This is a genomic window from Blastococcus sp. URHD0036 (genome assembly GCF_000701365.1).
Taxonomy (GTDB): domain Bacteria; phylum Actinomycetota; class Actinomycetes; order Mycobacteriales; family Geodermatophilaceae; genus Trujillonella.
This window is the reverse complement of sequence record NZ_JNIK01000001.1, coordinates 104,946-122,308: the sequence shown is the minus strand read 5'-3', so window position 1 is coordinate 122,308 and position 17,363 is coordinate 104,946. Positions and strand designations below refer to the sequence as shown.

Annotated in this window: 7 protein-coding genes and 1 tRNA gene; 2 read left to right on the top strand and 6 right to left on the bottom strand. The window is 66.5% G+C overall.

The annotated features are described in order from the left end of the window. Nucleotides 1-43: 43 nt before the first annotated feature. Nucleotides 44-1,273, bottom strand: a complete 1,230-nt coding sequence (locus N555_RS0100615) for an ABC transporter substrate-binding protein (protein ID WP_197028859.1) — start codon at nucleotides 1,271-1,273, stop codon at nucleotides 44-46. Nucleotides 1,274-1,705: 432 nt separating this feature from the next. Between N555_RS0100615 and N555_RS0100610 the strand changes: the two genes are divergently transcribed. Continuing rightward, nucleotides 1,706-1,779: transfer RNA gene (locus N555_RS0100610), tRNA-Gly, on the top strand. A gap of 578 nt (nucleotides 1,780-2,357) precedes the next feature. On the opposite strand, the gene N555_RS0100600 is transcribed toward N555_RS0100610, so the two are convergent. The 3 genes from N555_RS0100600 to N555_RS27660 form a co-directional block, all read right to left on the bottom strand. Further along, nucleotides 2,358-3,968, bottom strand: a complete 1,611-nt coding sequence (locus N555_RS0100600) for a hypothetical protein (RefSeq protein WP_029429566.1) — start codon at nucleotides 3,966-3,968, stop codon at nucleotides 2,358-2,360. 343 nt (nucleotides 3,969-4,311) lie between these two features. Next, entirely contained in the window at nucleotides 4,312-5,961 is a 1,650-nt protein-coding gene (locus N555_RS0100595; protein ID WP_197028858.1) for an RNA-directed DNA polymerase, read from the bottom strand. A gap of 260 nt (nucleotides 5,962-6,221) precedes the next feature. Then, entirely contained in the window at nucleotides 6,222-7,511 is a 1,290-nt protein-coding gene (locus N555_RS27660) for an AlbA family DNA-binding domain-containing protein (protein ID WP_029429564.1), read from the bottom strand. Nucleotides 7,512-7,662: 151 nt separating this feature from the next. Here N555_RS27660 and N555_RS0100585 point away from each other — a divergent pair, with 151 nt between their 5' ends. Next, nucleotides 7,663-13,365 carry an NACHT domain-containing protein gene (locus N555_RS0100585; RefSeq protein WP_029429563.1) on the top strand — a complete coding sequence of 1,901 codons (5,703 nt, stop codon included), beginning with the start codon at nucleotides 7,663-7,665 and terminating at the stop codon, nucleotides 13,363-13,365. 428 nt (nucleotides 13,366-13,793) lie between these two features. Here N555_RS0100585 and N555_RS27195 read toward each other — a convergent pair whose 3' ends face one another. After that, nucleotides 13,794-15,890, bottom strand: coding sequence for a KAP family NTPase (locus N555_RS27195; protein ID WP_197028857.1), 2,097 nt, complete (start codon nucleotides 15,888-15,890; stop codon nucleotides 13,794-13,796). A gap of 132 nt (nucleotides 15,891-16,022) precedes the next feature. Beyond that, entirely contained in the window at nucleotides 16,023-17,147 is a 1,125-nt protein-coding gene (locus N555_RS0100570; protein ID WP_156036015.1) for a DUF3644 domain-containing protein, read from the bottom strand. Between the last annotated feature and the right edge of the window lie 216 nt (nucleotides 17,148-17,363).

The window sequence follows — 17,363 nt, the reverse complement described above, 5'->3', positions numbered from 1 at the left end:
CGGCCCGCCCGACCTCGGGGATCGGGCGCGCCGCCGGCGTCTCTCAGTTGATCGCCTCACCGCACAGCGGGGAGGCGTCCTCCACGGGCACGAACTCGTTGCCGTCGAGCTTCAGGTAGTACGAGCACTGCTCGTCCTCCGTGGCGTTGGCGAAGTTCCGCGGCGTCGGGAGGAGCCCGTCGCCGTCGTAGTCGTCGACACCCCGCAACGTGGACATGAACTCGGCCTGCGACGCGTCACAGCCGGCCTGCTCCAGGCCGTAGATGAGCGTGTCCGCGGCCAGCCAGCCGGTCACCTGGAAGAACCCCGGGATCGGCGAGTCCGCACCGGCGTCCTCCAGGGCCTGGGCGAGCCGCTCGGCGCCGGGGGCACCGATCTCGACGGGCGCGGTCCCGGTGGTGAAGGTGACGCCCTGGGCGATCTGGACCGCGGGCTCCGACTTGAGCAGGTCGCCGCCGTAGCCGGTCGGTGAGACGATGACGTTCAGATCGATCCCGGCCTGGCGCAGCCCCGCGACGATGGCGAAGGCCGTGTCCGGGTTGATCGTCAGGTACAGCGCGTCGGCGCCGGAGTCGCGGATGCCCAGCACGATGGCGCCGACGTCGGTGCTGCCGAAGGGCACGCTGTCGTTGGTGTAGCCGACCTCGAGTCCCGCCGCCTCGACCGAGGCCAACCCCTGCTCCAGGCCGGCCTGAGAGCTCGGGCTCTGGTAGGCGACGCCGGCGACGACGGTCCCGCCCTGGCTCTTCAGGTAGTCACCCGAGGTCGAGTAGACCTTCGTGTAGTCCGGCGCGGGGAGGTAGGAGAACAGGTTGTTGTCGGTGCTCAGCCACTGCTCGGCCCCGTCGAAGGCGAAACCGATCACCGGGACGTCTTGCCCCTGCGTCGTGAGGTACGGCGAGGCCCCGTAGAAGAAGGCGCTCACCTCGAGCATCGCGTAGACGTCCTCCTGCTCGACCAGCCGCTGCGCACCGGCGAGAGCGCCCGGCGCGGCAGAGGTGTCGTCGGCCTGGATGAGGTTGAAGTCGACAGAGTCGGCGCACTCTCCGCCGTCCTCCTCGTAGGCGTCGAAGCGGGCCTGGACGCCCTGCACGCTGGTCGACGTGAAGGAGCCGGCCGGTCCGCTGAGGGAGGTCAGCAGCCCGATGTCCAGCGTCGTGCTGCCACCGCTGCCGCCGCTGTCCCCGCCACCACCGCTCGCGCTGTCGTCGCTGTCCTCGTCGTCGCTGCCGCACGCGGCCAGCACGAGCGCAACGGCACACGCCGCGCTCACCGCCGCGAGACCTCGTCTTGTCATGTCCCACCCACTTCTGAGTCGAAACCCTATCCGGGAATTGCGGACGTTCAATCGCTAGAACGGCGTATCGCATACAGCGATCGGCGCACTCTGGCGAAGTGATGTGGGTCACGTCAAGGACTTCGTCTGGCCGATGCTGGATCGCCACCGTCCGGCGCCACGGCTCGTACGGGCGCGTGGCTCGGCGCGCGGAGGCGAGGGCGAGCGGCGAGGCCGGCGGACCGCGGGCGCGGCGTCACGAGGCGGTCATCGAGCCCTCGCGCGGGACTCGCGGCCGCTGCTTCGCGGGGGTTGGACCTGCGCGAGATCGACCTGCGAGCCGCGCTACCCTCAACCCCGGACCGAGCGCCCTCGGTCTTGATCCCCGAGGGCTCTCACCGTGCGGGGATCGCGCCCGTACGGCGTCTCGCGGGTGTAGCTCAATGGTAGAGCCCCAGCCTTCCAAGCTGGCCATGCCGGTTCGATCCCGGTCACCCGCTCCACGCATAACGGCAGGTCAGAGCGCCTGTCAGCGGAACTGGAGAAGGTCCGGAGGACCCTCCGGAGGCCCGATATGACCCGTTTTGGCCTCTGTTTTCCGCTGCGTGGGTCATGAATGGGTCACGCCTGGCGGCCGAAACGCTAGGCAGAGGGCCTCGCCCCCCTTCCTCGTGACCACGGCTGGCACGCGGTGAGGTCGAAGCCGTGCCGCCCGGCGATCCGCCTGACGATCTTCCTGAGCGGAACCGAGAGGCGCTCGGCCGCCGCCCTGCTGTAGGTCACGTCGCCGGGCACCTCGTACGCCGCAACGAAGTCGGCCCCTGACCCCCACACTGCCAGGCCGTCATGATCGCGTTCAGGCCGATTCACCATCGTTCCGTAAGCCGGATGAGCAGCGGATAAATACGGCCGCGTACGACTACGAATGACCGTGAACGCGGTCAACTGCAACCACAACTGCAACCAGACAAGGCGCACCGGGCGGTGGAACTTGCGCACGAGAGCGGAGACGCAACCCTGCATTTGACGGCGTCATGGAGCTACCTCGGCGGTGGATCGCTGCAAACGCCCGAGGAGTTCATCAGGAGGCGTCGCCCGACCCGTCGGGCGCTGCTCCGCGGTCGTCGTGAGGACTGGTGGTCCGCGGGGCGCGCAACGGGGTGTCTCGCGCGTTCCACGCCCGGTTCATCAGCGCTTCGATTGCCCGGTTGGCCTGGTCGTCGTTGATGCGGATGACCTTGCGGTACGCCTCCCCTAGCTCGGCACTGAACTCATCCACCCACGCCGAGCACTCCACCGAGACCATGAAGATGAGCGCGGAAAGGGCGTGGCTTCGACCGGTGAACCGCGCAAGCTCGTCCTCGGGATCGGATTGCAGCGCGACGAGCGCGTCGCGGGCAAGAGACCAGTCCACACTGGTCGAGCCATGCGCGAACTCGCCGAGGGCTCTGTTCATCAGGCCGAGGCGCCGCCATCCGGAGGCTTCGATCCAGTCCCGTGGAGTGGCGTTCAGGTTGGCTTCAATCTTGGCCGCCCGTTCCGGCTTGACCCGCCAGGTCCGAGCGCGCGCGAGCTGCTCGATGACGCACCGCAGGCATCCCATCGCTCGGTCGTCATCCTCAAGCCACAGCCAGTGCGCTGACCGCAATGCCGAGGCGCAGACCGCGAACGCGTCTGCCGCCAGCGGCACGGTGTTGCGCTCGCGCAGCCAGACCGCGAGCATCGCGGCCATCTCACCCGACAGGACCGCCTCGGTTGCCAGCTCTTCGATGCCGTGCTCGCCAAAGCGCTCACCCAGAAGGTCCCGCTCGCGCTCGAACGCCCTCCTCGCCGTGGTCAGCGCGCGGAAGCGTTGCTGACCGAACGCGAACAGCGGCCACATCTCGGACGGGTACTCGGGGTCGTGAACGTGGCGCAGCGCGTGCATAGCCTTTGCGTGGCCGGTCGCGAGCGCCCCAAGCGGTCCTTCCAGAGCGGCGAAGTGGCTGGGGATGAGCGGGACGACGGTCGGGGCGATGTTGGGGGTCCAGCCGTGGGCGCGCTCGATGAGCCTGATGCGCGCGGCGGTCTCCGCGAGTACCGGCCAGTCCTTCTCCTCGGCTGCGGTGGCAAGGCAGTTGCGCAGCTGGGTCAAGCTGACGATCTGAGCGTCAGTAATGGTGTCCATCAACCGAAGTTGGTCGCCGGTCGGGAGTGCGGTGACGTCGGCGACGTCGAGCCAGACCAGGGGCATGAGCGGCCCACGGCCGTGCAACACCTCGCTGAGGTCGGCAAACAGTGCGCCCACGCTCGAGGAGCGGGGGGTCAGCGATACGCCCGGCGATGTCCACAGGCGCGTCAGCCAGGTGGCAGTGTCCTCGCCCGGGACTTGGGCGACCTCGCTGTTGAACTGCAGGTTCGACGACCAGCGCTCCAGTTGCGTGCGGGAGAGCACCGCTGCGCCGACCGGCTGAATGGCGAGCATGAGCCGGACGGCGGCCGCGACGCTGTCCAACCCCCACGCCAGGTGGTCCGGCCACGTGCTGCCGGGGTGGGCGGGCCACCGTCCGGGATGGGCGCCGAGCTCTTGGGCCACGAGCTGCATCGGCAAGTAGCCCGACAGGGCCGGCAGGGCAGACTGTTGGAGGACTTCGCCGGCCTCCTGTAGGCGCTGCATGCGCTGGTTGTGTCGCGAGATGAGCGCCTCCGCCACGCCGTCATGCCCGCGGTTGGCCAGAGCGGTGCTGAATCCCTCGACGGTCGGCGGGACCTGCCGGCCACGTCGCTCGGCGCGGTCGGCGCCCTTGAGCGCGGCCCGTGTGGCAGCCCTGCGGGCGGTCCGCGGCCTGGTCGGTCGCCGCGTGGCACGTCCTCTCGACATTCCCCTGTCCCCGTCGTCCTATGGGCTCTGTCCGCCTGAACTTCCCACCCTGCGCACGATCCCCGTGAGAAGCCCGCTCTATTCGTCCGAGGACTAGGGAGAGTGCTCAAGTCAAGACGCGCGCTTACGGAGCCGCCAACTGGCGCCGCAGAACTCGCGCCGCAGAACTGGCGCCTCAGCTGGAGCTCGACCGTTGGGCTTGCTTCGCGCGAACTGCGTCGATCACGACTGCGGCAAGTGCATCCTGCTTAGCGCCATCCAGGAATGCCTGCGCCCACGGGGCGGCATCTTCTAGCTCGGCAGCAATCGCGAACAGATCAGTCCTAAAGGCCGACGGTGCGTTTCGGTAAAGGCTGTTGACATCGTCTGCCGTCAAGCGACTTCGGACGCCCAGGAGGCGCGCGGCCTCTACCCGTGCCAACCAGTCATGGTCTTGCGACCGCATGACGCGAGAAGCCTCTGTCAAAGTGCCGTCGGTTACCTGATGCGCGACGCGGCTTAGAACGCGGTAAAGCCATCCTCTCTGCCACCCCAGAAGGAACTCAGAGTTGTCGAGCCCGTGCTCAACTGCCTGCGCAACACGCGAGGGCTGAGCGTCGACTAGGGACAGCAGGTAACTCGCTACGAACTGAGTCTCCTCGGGATATCGAACCAGCAAGTCGCCGGCGTATGGCAGCGCCGCGTTCGATCTCGCAGCCGCGAAGCGCCGTAGACAGTATGCGACGCGCGCGTGCCAAAGCTCTCGACTGAGCCCGTCCGGTGTCCCGGGTCGCCGCCGCATGGCGTCCTTGAACATCTCTCGCTGCACCTCGAGGAGCGACGGCGCGATGTGCTCGTTAAGCGCTTCCAGGACCTCATTTATGTCAATGTTGTGGTGGTACCAAAACCCCCACTGCATGTCCTCGTCGACGTTGGCAGCATGCATCAACTCCTCCAACTCCTCCGGCTCCTCGGAGTTCCGAATTGCCTCCTTTCGCGCCTCCAGTAGCCGTGTCCGAAAGTCATCCCTAGCCTTCTCCAGATCGGCTTGGTGCTCAGCGTAAGTCGCAAACCTCAAGACACGGAGCTTTGCGGCGTTCATAAGCAGGCCGGAGTCTCGCAAGGCGGCCTCAAGTGTGTTGATGGCACGCCTGGCTTCCGCGAAGGTCGACGCTGCCATCCGGATGTCATCGCCGTGCCGCCAGTAGCCGGCACCCGTGCGACGAACTGCGGCGTCCGCAGCCGCAAGGTAGATCGTTGCGAGCGGGTCGGAGGTTGCTACCCCCTGTGGCAAACCCTTGCTCGACCGCATTACTGAGCGCAGGAACTCTTCGAGCGCTTCCGCGTCGGCGACTGCTACTCCGGCGCTGACTAAGACGCGCCGGAGTTGCGCGTGATCTATGGACTCGTAGAAGCCGGCCACATCAGCGACGACGACGTGACCACCGCCGCTTGCAACTGGGGCCGCTTCGAACTCATCCCATCGCTTCTCAGTGACGCTGCCACGGGGCCAGAAGACGACACCATCCGAGACGAGGTACGCCTCGATCTTTGGACGCATTGGCTCCAGTAGAGCTTCAAAGACAACCCGGTCCGCCAGAGTGAGTAGCGCCGCCGGCCTGGTGGCGAAGCGAGTCTTAGGCACGTAGACGAACGAAGCCGGTGCCGGTTCGTAGCTGTTTTCGCTCACATTCAGGCTGAGTGCCTGAACAAACCGCTTCGGAATGCGGCCGGCGACCTTGTCGTCTTCGCGCGGCGGAAGCATGTCATTCGTCCGTCCGACCCGCTGGAGATCGTCCTCCAGGTTTCGTCCCGCCAATGCCGCGCACACCTTCGGTGCAGCCACGTTCACCTCCAACCACCGCCTGACCCTCATGCCGAGCTGCGGCTCGGCATGAGCACCTTCGGGCAACATAGCGGCCGCACCACTCCACCCGGGCAACAATTGGACGTTGCGCCACCGGGGTGCCCCCGCCGCCCGGTCCAAGAGGTCCTGCCTGCACCGACGCAACGCGGCGCTGTGGCCGCGACTGGCCCACGACCCGAGACCTGGTCGGCGGCGGCGGAGTTGGCCACCTCACGCCTGCTTACGAGGGCACAGCCGGTTCAGAGCCCGGCCGCGCCGGACTGCGTGCCCAACGCCTGCTCGACAAACGAGACCGCCACTCGGTCGCCATCGGTGACGCCCTCGTCGAGCAGCAACCGCTGCAGCCACGCTGAGAGGGCTGCCGGCACTTCGTCGGGACCATCAAGGTCGATCCGCCAATCGGCCGTGCGGTTTCCCCGGTCGAGGTCATACGACAGGCGGTGCAGGCCGAGGGCGCGACGAAGGTCGGCGCAACCGGAGACCACCCACAGCACGATGCCTGCGTGAGTCAGGGGCGGGGACAGGATCTCCTCGGACACCGCATCAGGAAGCACCGTCCCTACGAGGGCAGCGAGCTCGGTCCAACCACGCAACCAATGCTCGACCGGAACCACCAGATCGGCCTCCGCGGCGTCCTGGGGCTGGGACCCCGCAATGTCCACGTCAACCGACCAGGCGAGCCGAGCGGCCTCAAGGCGGACATGCACCGCGACCGAGACATTGTCCGGTCCCCAGCGCCGGTTCAGGAGCCGCCGCTCCCGCCATTCGGTCGCCCGCACGATCTCGGGCTCCCACCAGCTCCTCGCCGCTGGAGGGTTCCTGCCGGCAGCCCAGCGGACCGCATCGGAAGCGTCGATTGCGTCGCGGAGACGGTCTTTCAGCGCCGAGCCAATCATCATGTGAGCGTGGGCCTCCGGACGAAGAAGAACGCCTGCGGCGGCCCGCAGCCGAAGCTTCGGTAGGGCTGCGTCGTCGGTCGTTCCGTTCGGCGTCGGCGGATAGAACGTGCTGACCAGGGCGGCCGAAGCCATCCCGGCCGGCACCGTGCCGTACGCGGTCTGCCGGGCGAACATGTCCATCACTTGCGGGCGGCTCGCCCGCACCGTTTGACCGGGCACCCGAACCCACACCGCTCCCCCGCAGAAGACCGGCCGATCAGCCAGCTGCGGTTGCACCCGCACGACGAGAACCACTCGCTCGGCATCGAGCGGGACCGGAATGATCTCGGGCACGAAGGTCGGTTCCAAAGCAAGTCGGCAGCGGTCCACCAACTTGCCGTGCTCGTCCGGCTCGACACCCGGCGCCTGACGCGGTGTTCTTTCGTCGACGCCGACCAAAACGATGCCGCCCGAGGTGTTGGCCATGGCACAGATGGCGCGGACGACATTGTCGCTACTGCTCTGCCGCTTGAACTCCAGCGTCGTGCTCTCGGTGAAGAGCCGCTCGGTCACCTGCTGGGCAAGGAAGGCCATGAGCAGGGGTGCGTCGATGCGCTCGGCCGGGACGGTGAACAGGGACGTGTCGATCACCGAGCTACCGAAACAGATCCGTGGCCGAGACCGCCAGCGACCGCAGCCTCGACTACGGACGCGCGGCCGCAGAACGGCGCAGGGCTGCGTTCAGGGAAGGAGTCGGACCGGTCGTTCATGATGGCGACATGGCAGCAGCGGGCGACAGAACGTGAGCAATAAGGGCCACGACCCGTGCCCGAGCTCCACCGCCGGGGCGGCCACCGAATCCGCGTCACGAGCTGCGGACAGCGCGGCCCCAAACGCCCTGCACGAAAACGCCACCCAGGCATGGTTGTGGACCCCGCCCGACGAACAGCCCACTCAGCCTCCCGTCGTCACCAAGGCGACTGCACTGCCGCTGCTCGACCTGTCGTGGCAGAACGTCGAGCGCCTGTTCGTGCAGCTGCTGGCCGGTCAAGCCTCGGTGGTGCGCACGAAGCTGTACGGCACCGCCGGGCAGGAGCAGGAGGGCATCGACGTCTATGCCCGGATGCTGCCCCCTTCACGATCAACCGACTACGAGGCGACCGACACACTGACGGCCCGGCGCCTGTACGCGGTCCTACAGTCCCGGCGCGTCCAGAAGCTCTCCTCGAGCGACATCACAGGTGCCGTCGACGATTTCCTGGCCGGCAGCTGGCCGGCCAGCACCCGCACCTTTTACTACGCCACGACCTTCGACCTGACCGACACCCGCCTGGACGATGCTCTCCGCGCGGCCGAGCAGAGATTGGCCGCAGAAGGCATCACCTTCATCCCGTGGGGCGCTGAGGACATCTTCACGATGCTCAGGCGCCGTCCTCAGCTGGTCGACGACTTCTTCGGCCGGCATTGGGTGGAGACGTTTTGCGGACCAGAAGCCGTGACCCAGCTGCGGACTCGTTTGACCTTCGACCAAGCCAGTCAGCTGCGCGCAGACCTGGACCGCCTGTACCGGGCAACCTTCGACGCGCAGAACGCGGTCCGCCCGCCTCAGCACGCAGCCGTGGACGCCGATCGGTTCATCGTTTTGGACATCACGCCAGGCGAGGACTCGCTGCTTGGGTCAACGCTGGGCGCGCCTGGCAGCGTAGGTGACCAGAGCGGCGGCCCCTTGCTCCCAGGCGCGCGGTTCGGCTTCGGCCCATCCGGCGCCGCCGAGACCGATCCCCGCCGGGTGGGGACGGGGGCCGCGGCCGACGCCCCCTCCACATCGACGCCTGCGGCGGGCCTGGACCGCCCCCGCCGCACACTTCGCCCCGCCGCTCTGCTGCTCACCGAAAGCTCATCGGGTGGCGACGGCGCCTATCGGGAGCAGGCGGACATCTGGCTGTCCCGGGCGCCTCGCAGTCTCGTCGTCGGTGGGCCCGGCTCCGGCAAGTCCAGCCTGCTGCGCTTCGTGGCTCGAGACCTGCTGTCGTCCGATCCGCACTCCACCCGGCTGCAGCAGGAGCACGGTGGGCGGCTGCCAATTTGGCTGCCGTTCGGCTTCCTGACGCGCCACCTCGATGACGCCGACACCAACTCCCTCCAGTCAGCCATCCGCTCCTGGCTCAGCAGTCAGGACGCTGCGGCGTTGTGGCCGCTGGTCGAGCAGGCCCTGGACGATGACCGCCTCGTGCTGCTGATCGATGGCATTGACGAGTGGAAGTCACTCGACGCCGCCAATCATGCGCTCGGAGCGATCGAGACCTTCCTCAACCGGACCAGAGCGGCAGCCGTTCTCTCCTCGCGCCCCTACGCGGTGACGCGGCTGGCCTCGGCGTCGCCATGGCGGCGCGGTGACCTGGCGCCGTTAACCGACAAGCAACGTCGGCATATGGCCGCGCAGTACTTGGCTGACGACCGTCACCCCCAGGCACCTCAGCAGGCAGAGGCAGCCGAGCCACCCAGCCCCCAGCGCCAAACATCGGGCGAGCACCCGCGGCCTGGCGTGGACTCGTTCATCGCGGAACTGTCGACGGTTCCAGAGCTGTCCGACCTCACGCGGACCCCACTGTTCCTGGCTCTGCTGGCCGAACGTTGGCGGGGCGAACCCCTCCCACGCAAGCGCTATGAGCTCTACACCCACATTGTTGAACTGCTCGTCGTGCGACATCCGCACATGCGGCGACGCGCATCCCGCGCCGGACAACGTCCACTGGCCGACGCCGACTTCAAGCTCGTCTTCCAAGCGGTCGCCTACTCACTCCGGGCCGACGGCCACACCGGGCCCCTGCCCACCCGCCAGATGACCAAGCGCATCCAGGCAGCGCTCGCCGACGACGACATCCTCGGGTACCCGCCAGCCGAGTCTCACCGAATGGCCGCCGCCGCCCTCACGATGGCCGAAGACGAGTTCGGCCTCGTCGTGTCGCAAGGCGCCGATCATGTCGGCTTCCTGCATCGAGTCGTCCTCGACCACCTCGCCGGCCAACACCTCGCCCGACAGGACCCGGCCGAGCAGTTAGCCGTGTTCACCAGGCGATACACCGACCCGGCATGGCAGGACGTTCTTCTCTCCGCCCTGGCAGGATCCCGGGACCCGGACCACGTCGCTGCCCTGCTCGATGGACCGCTGGCCAGGACCGACGACCGCGACAGCCAGCTGCGGTGGCCGGACGACGTCCGTCAGCGGCATGCCAGTCAAGAACTCATCGCCAACGCGTTGGCCGCCGACGTCGTACTGCCCGCTGACCGAACAGCCGCCCTTCTGGACCTGCTGATCGACGAGGTGGACACCTCGCCATGGCTGGAGCATCGGGCGGCGCTCGTCACGGCACTCGTCGGAGCCTGCGCCGAGCCGTCGCGGCGAACCCGGTTGTTTCCCACGTTCAAGCGGTGGCTCGGTGCGACGCGCCCCTTTCCCGGGCCCGCTGTCTGGTCTCTGGCCCGCCTGCCACTGCCCGACGACCGCGTCCTGCCCGTGATGCTCTGGGCGTTACGGTCCACCGCGCCGGACGTTCGGGCATCCGCCGCCGAGGCGATCGCCCGCCGGTTCGGGCCGGCGCCTCCACCCCCGAGGCAACCGACCGCCACGTCCAGCGACGATGACCGCACGGCACCCTCGGACGCCGTTCGTCGCCTGGCGCTGACGGCGCTGCTCCACGTCATCCGGGACGGCCCCACGGTCAGCGCTCAGGCCGCTGCGCTCCTGGCTCTCGGCCTGGGATGGCCGCACGCGCCAGAGACTTACGAGCACCTGGCTTGGGGTCGACGCCAGCGGCGGTTCGCCATCCGCACGACGGCGCTGTACCTGGCGGTCTCCGGAACTCCCGATGCCCCTGCGCGCAGCATTCTGACCCCCGAGGAGACCCGTTGGCTGCTCGATCACCTGCAGCAGGAGTACTGGTGGCCCGAGCAAACGGCGACAAGCTTGCTTCACGAGGCGGTCGCCCGCGTCGTGCAGGACGCCGAGCCCCCAACGCGTGCTGCGATCACCGACGACGTGCTGAACACGCTGCGCACCAACGGGCGCCGGGGAGGGAATCGCCCGCTGGCGTTGGCGCTGGCCTGCGGCCCGCTCGCCGACGACGACCGCGTCCGCGATTGGTTCGTGTCCGAGCTTGGCCGCGAACACGGCGGCTTGCTGCAGCTAAGCAACCTCAGCGCTCTTCCGCAGCAGTGGCGTGATCACGTCCCTTTGCAGGACGCCCTCGGCCAGCGGCTAGAGGCAGAAGCCGCCGGTCTGGCCCTGACTGATTGGCTGTCCGCGGCCGCCGTCTTGCCGCCGGACAGGCGCCGCGCTGTCCTGCTGCAGGGCCTCAACGCCTGGCGTCCGTGGGGCATCGCGGCACAGCTGAACGATCAGTTCGGGCACGACGAGGCCGTCCGAGCCGAGCTCATCGCCCGACTCACCGACGACAGCAAGGCTGCTGCGCTGTCTCCGATCGCCCTCGACGTCCTTGGCCTCCGAGCCGGCTTCGAACGCATTCTCGGGTTGCTCTTGTCCTCGCACCAGGCCGACAGCCCCATTCGCGGGCAGGACCAAGTCGTCTTGGCCCAATCGGTGGCCAGCGCCTGGCATCTCATCAGCGAGGCCGCAAGCACCTCTCCCACCGCCACCCATTCGGCGCAGGTCGACGTCGGGCTATCGGCTGACGAGCGGCGCAGCCATGCCCGCGAAATCCTGGCGGCATACCGCCCGACAGATGTGTGCGCCTCTTGCACGCGGGTGCCTACCTCCGGGCTGGGCTGGCACATCGCGGACATCATCTACACGTGGCCTGACCTGACCGTCGACTACGCGCTGGACGCGCTGCGCAGCAACCGGCACGTCACCGACGGCATTCCGGACACCATCCACTCTGCGGCGCTGCGCGCCCACATCGAGCGCCCCTGCGCGCGATCGCCGCAGGTCGTCGACGAAGCTATGAACCTGATGGGCTTTCTGGACGCCGAACTCCGCGAGGTCCTCGCTCACGAGCTGTGCCGCAGCAGTCTGACTCCCACCGAACTCGGCGACGTCCTCGCCGCATGGAAGACCGACCCCGATAACGGTGTCCGCCGCACCGTTACCGTGGGAATGACCCTGCACCTCTTGCGGCATCAAGCCGCCAACTTCGGGACTTCGGCCGAGCTCCTTCCGGAACTCGCCCGGTGGCAGCAGGAGGTCCGGGACGATCTGTGCTGCTACGGGCCGACGTTCGAAGAGGACCGGCAGAACGCCTGGATCAGCATGCTGTTGCTGGAACGGCTGGACCTGATCGACGGGCTTCGAGAAGCGATCGGCGAGCCGACCGAACCCGGCGTACGGCTACACGACATCTTCGGCAATCCGGACGAGATGCTGGTCCGGCTGATCGCCGACAGTTGGGCCCGACTGACGCAGCACTTCGGGTCGACGCTGTTGACGCGACTCACCGGCGGGCGCATCGATAGGGAGCCTGTGCAACCTCGCCTGCTCCGGGCGCTCGAATCCCTGGCCCTGGCGGCCGACCAGAGCCCAGACATCCAAGAACTTCTCAGCGCCCACCTCAACGGCACCGCGGAATCTGACGCCGGCAGCGCCGCAGGGCCACACCTACTCGCCGACGCGCAGACCCGACAGCAACTGTCACTGGCGCCCACCGTGATCGATTGGCGGCAGCAAGACGCCAGCCCGGTGACCGCCACGGTGCAGTGGGTCCTTCGCGCGACCGAAGACGGCTCCGCCAGCGACGGGGACCGACATCAACGCGTCAACCGGTGGGCGCTGCAGCGCCTTCTGGACGAGCAGGGTCGGCGCCCCGCAAGCATGAACGACATTCGTCGGGCACTCATCCCCGACCAGGACAGCGACGCCTGGATCGATGCGAGCGCCTGGTCCCACGCGCACCGGTCGGTCCGCCGGACGGCGTTCACGCTGCTCTTCCCTGAAGATGCCCAGACGCGGTACTGGCGCGCCACTTTGTCCGACTGGTTCCGAGAGAGGCCTCCCGAGATGCCTCCGCCGGCCAACTGGGTCGAAGTTGCGGCGCTCTGCTTCGGCGCCGGTCCCGCAGCCGAGCTCCCAGCTCTCGTCGGTGGCCTGTTCCATCCCCGACGAACCGAGCATCTCCGGGACTCCCTGTGGCAGCTCACCCTTCCCCTGCTGTATCGCCTCCGCCGCGACCCGGCGGCTCGACGGGCAATGCTCGCCACGATCGCCGGCAGCCAACCAACTCGACCATCCCCCTGGTTCTTCGACCCCGACGACCTCCCCGCCGCAGCGGGCCGCCTCTCCCAACTGACCGCGGGGGAACGCGACAGTGTTGGACGCAACGTTCTCGTCGCATCTTTCGCCCTGCAGGCCATCGGGCAACTGCCGGCGGAGAGCCTGACCGACGCCATCGAGTCGCTTCGCCGAGTAGACCCGCGAGCGGTGGCCAGCAACCCGTTCATCGAGCAGACCGGACCCTTATGGACTCTCGGGATGGGGCTCGGAGGAAGCTGAGGAGGCAAGCGGTGAGCGGTGGCCCTGGACGCCGAGAGCCCGACCAGGGAGAGGGCCGACAACCGCTGGCGGCAACTCCAAGCGACCTCCATCGAGATGACGGCCGTCGGTTTGCCTGGGCTCGAGTCAGCAACCGCAAGACCCTCGCGAGGCAGCCTCAGAGGGCAACTCGAAGACGTATGCCACGAACAGATTCCCCCGATGCTCGGCACCTGACACAGGCGCCCCCATTCACCACTGAACCTCCACGAGATCATCGCCGTCACACGTCTTTCATCTGCGGCGTCAGGACTCGTTGTGACGAATACGCGAGCGGTCGTGCTGCCACTCATAGTGAGTCGTTCAACCGCCCTGAAGGCGGCCTCAAGGACATTCGTTTTTCGTTCCCAGTTGGTGCCGCCCACTGCCGTAACGCCGCTCGTGGGCGGTCACTCCTCTTGCGGGGTCCCTTCCGTTGCTGATGGCGGGGAGACTCGGCCGACGACGAATCGCCTGCGGTTGGCCCAGCTCAGGTCGTGAGTGTCAACTTCTTCCCGCGACTCCGAGTACCAAGGGTTGTCACCAGGCGGTGCAATAAGGTCATATGTCTCTTGATCGAAGTCAGTCGACAGTTCCCAGTTTGGCCTGATCCCAACGATCGTGTGCGCAGAAACGAGCCGCGAAGCCAGAACCGAAAGGTCAATCTTTTCACTTGTCAGCAGTTCCTGCACTTTGGCACGGAGTTCACTTGCTCGACCATGGCGCAGGGCGAAGTGAAGTTCATATCCCACTTGAGACCCCGTTGGCGCCGAATCCGCCTGCAGCAAGTGCTCCACAAAGTGGGACACAGCTTCACTGGCAAGGCTCTCCGCCACTTCGGTCGACCATTTAGGTAAACGGTCGGACGGGCGTCTTTCGAGGGCATACTCGACCCTGCGCCAAGCGCGCGTCCTGAGCGCGCCCGACGAAAGGGTCTGGAGAAGGTCAACGATCCGTTGTGCCGGCGTATCGGGATCGAGGTCTGCTATTTGGCGCGATAGCCATCCAAGCAGTTCCTCTCGGGTTCCGAATGGGCTTCCGTCCTCGTCCGGCGCCTGGTTCACCAGGTCGGCAACGACAAGGGCGAGTTGGAGTCGCTCGGAGTCGATGGCAGGTTGATTGTCATCGTTAGTCGCTTTGCTCAAGACTAGGAGTTGACGCTCTCGATCTTCGTCTTGGAGAAGTGTGCTCAACGCTGCGCCGTCGCCCTGAGATGCTGCACGCGTGGCCGCTCGCACCGCTGCATCGCTGACGTCATGCGCGGGAATCCCCATTGCGAAGTACCGATCGAAGTATTTCTCATTAGCCACGCCGCGCCCAGTGTGGCTCCCGTAGACGGCAAACTTTCGTTCGTCCTTTGTCTTCGGAAAAAGAGAGACCAGGAGCTGCTCAACGACGTCTCGGTGCATGTCTGGGACTAGGGACAGGAGTGGGTCCAGTTGGAAGCGAACGAAGTTGACGGACGGGCCACCCCGCTCCATCTCGCCTGTGTGCCCATCAAGGAGCTGGCGTCGATACCGAGGTAGCGCAGTGAAGAGGCTCGGAAAACTGACGCGAAGCAAGGTCAGCAGTTGGACGTCAGCGTCGTCGACTTCATCCGGAGGGACCATCGGGAGGTGATGCCGCAGCTGAGCGACGTACCGATCGATGGCTCGAGGTGTTCGCAGAAGTGCGACGAAGCAGTCGACGAGGGCACTCAAGCGATCCTCTCCGGAGTCCGTGCGCCGAGCGACTTGTGCGATTCCGTCATTCAAGCGAGATAGCTGCTGGTGATGGAGCAGAGGCGGAACCAGGAGAGGATATTGAACAATCTTCTCCATATATCGTTCTGCGGACCCATCGTTGGCACTAACCGTGGAGGTGGATGATAAAGTACGAAAGAGAGTTTCATCATCGTATGCTAAGAGGTACTGAACGCCCGGGAATCGTCCAAGGAGTCGAACAACTTTGAGGAGGGTCATCAACTCGTCGACGTGTAAACGGTCAATGTCGTCGACTACGACGAGTATCGGGGTCTCCAGCTTGCGCAGTTCCTGTGACGCCTCAGAGAAGGCAAGATCCCACGGTGGCGTCTTGGTCAGCCTGTCAGCGACAATCCTTCCGGCTTCGGCCGCGGAAGCGCCAGCGATCGGGATCAGGTTAGCTGCTGGGGCAGCGACTCGCGCAGCCACGCCGAGGGCTCGTCTAACTTGGCGCCCCTTCTTCTTTGGGAGCGACTGCGAGAGCGAGGAGTAAAATTCTTCCAGCAGCCCAGTGATGTCGCTCGTGGCCCAGGGCGTGAAGCGAGCGATCGCCCAGTTCGATTGAGCAGTCAGATGCTCGACGATCATATTGATGAGAGACGTCTTGCCGCTTCCCCACGGTCCGCTCAACCCAAAGACAATGCTGGAGTCAAAGGAGTGGGTGCCGCGGATGAGTTCGGCAGCCCGGTGAGCGTACGGCCGTCGCCCTAACGTGTCGCCTCTGGAAGAGTCCAACGGGTCGTCGGTCCAGGCGGCTTCACTCATTGGCACATCCTCTCCAAGTTTCAGTCTGAGCGGTGGACCGTCTCTTAGGTGGGCCGCTTGGGGACACGCAGCCCCGCGCCCACGCTGCATAGGCGGGGCGAACGCAGTTGGCCGGGGTACTAGTTCGCCGAGTCACCTGTGTGTCGGGGCGGGGTTCGTGCAGGCCTTGCAGCCCTCGATCGAGCAACGCTCGTGGCGCGTGCCCTTGTTCGGGTTGTGCGCCGACCTCACCGCCTCGGCATTGCCGGCCTTGATGACCTCGCGCATCGAGGCGAAGGCCCGGTCCGAGTACTTGCGGAGGACGGAGTTGTTGTACTTGGTATCCCGGTAGCAACGGGGATCCTGGTCGACCGCGAGGTGGTCCCTCAGTGCGGTGGCGATGTGCTGCTTCACCCCGAGCGCGTCGGCTAGCTCAGCCTTCGAGCGGTGGAACCGAGCGTTGAGGTCGACCTCGCGGATCGCGGCCGACTCAACGTCGGCGTCCTCGGCGACGAAGTGCACGGCAGCGCCCTCGCCCTTCTTGCTGAAGTGCACCGTCACGTTCGGCCCATCACCGATCACCTCCGAGGCCAGGTTTTCCAGCCGGGGAAAGACCTCGGCTCGGGTCTTGCCCGCTCGGATCCCCTTGACGACTCGTTTGACGTCCTTGTCGGAGACGCGGGTGTCCGGCTCCTCGTGAGCCTCCATCGCGAGCAGAGTGCGGATTCTGGCCTTCGCGGGCTCGGTCATCCGGCGCTTCGGCCTGAGTAGGTCGGCGATGGCGCTGTACTCCTCGTCGAGGAGGAGATGGAGGTCGCGTGGTGGGTCCGTCGAGAGGGGTAAGACCCGGAGGGGCAGGTGGGTGGCCAGTCGCTGCCCGAACACACGGTCCAGCAACTCGTCGAAGAGGGTGATCCCAGCTCGGGCGTGCAGGTAGAGGATCTGCTCCGACACCTCGGCGAACCAGTGCTGCTCGTCGTCCCGCATCGCGTCGATGGTGCGAAGGGTGCCCGCCTCGTCGTCGGTCAGCTTGATGACGGTGTTGTTCTGCGCCTGGTTGATGCACTTGTCCATCCCGATGGACCGGCCCGACTCCTTGTCGAAGACCCGCACTCGTTGTTGCACCAGCGCGGCCTTGAGCAACATCTCGAACGAGTGCTGGAGGGAAAGGAGCACCTGTGTCACCCGGCCGACGTCATCCGGTGAGTTGAACGCCGCCGTGGCGACCCGCATCGAGGCAATGGCCTTGGTGTGCAGAACCTGGGCGTCTCGCTTCACCGAGTCATCCTGGCCCGTAAGCCGCCTTCAGGGACACCTGAAGGCTCCAGACACAAGCCGACCCCCTAGCAAGGCAACCTTGGGATACGGCTTCATCGAGCGCCCCTTCCATGCCTACCTCAAGATCACAAGGCATCACACCTCTTGCCCCCAGGCACCAGGGGCTGGCGTTGAGGATGTTCAGCGCGCGGTGCGTCCGTCGAAGTCGTCACAACG

Coding starts and splice junctions, on each gene's coding strand:
- N555_RS27195 (WP_197028857.1), bottom strand. CDS start 15,890: ATGAGTGAAGCCGCCTGGACCGACGACCCGTTGGACTCTTCCAGAGGC.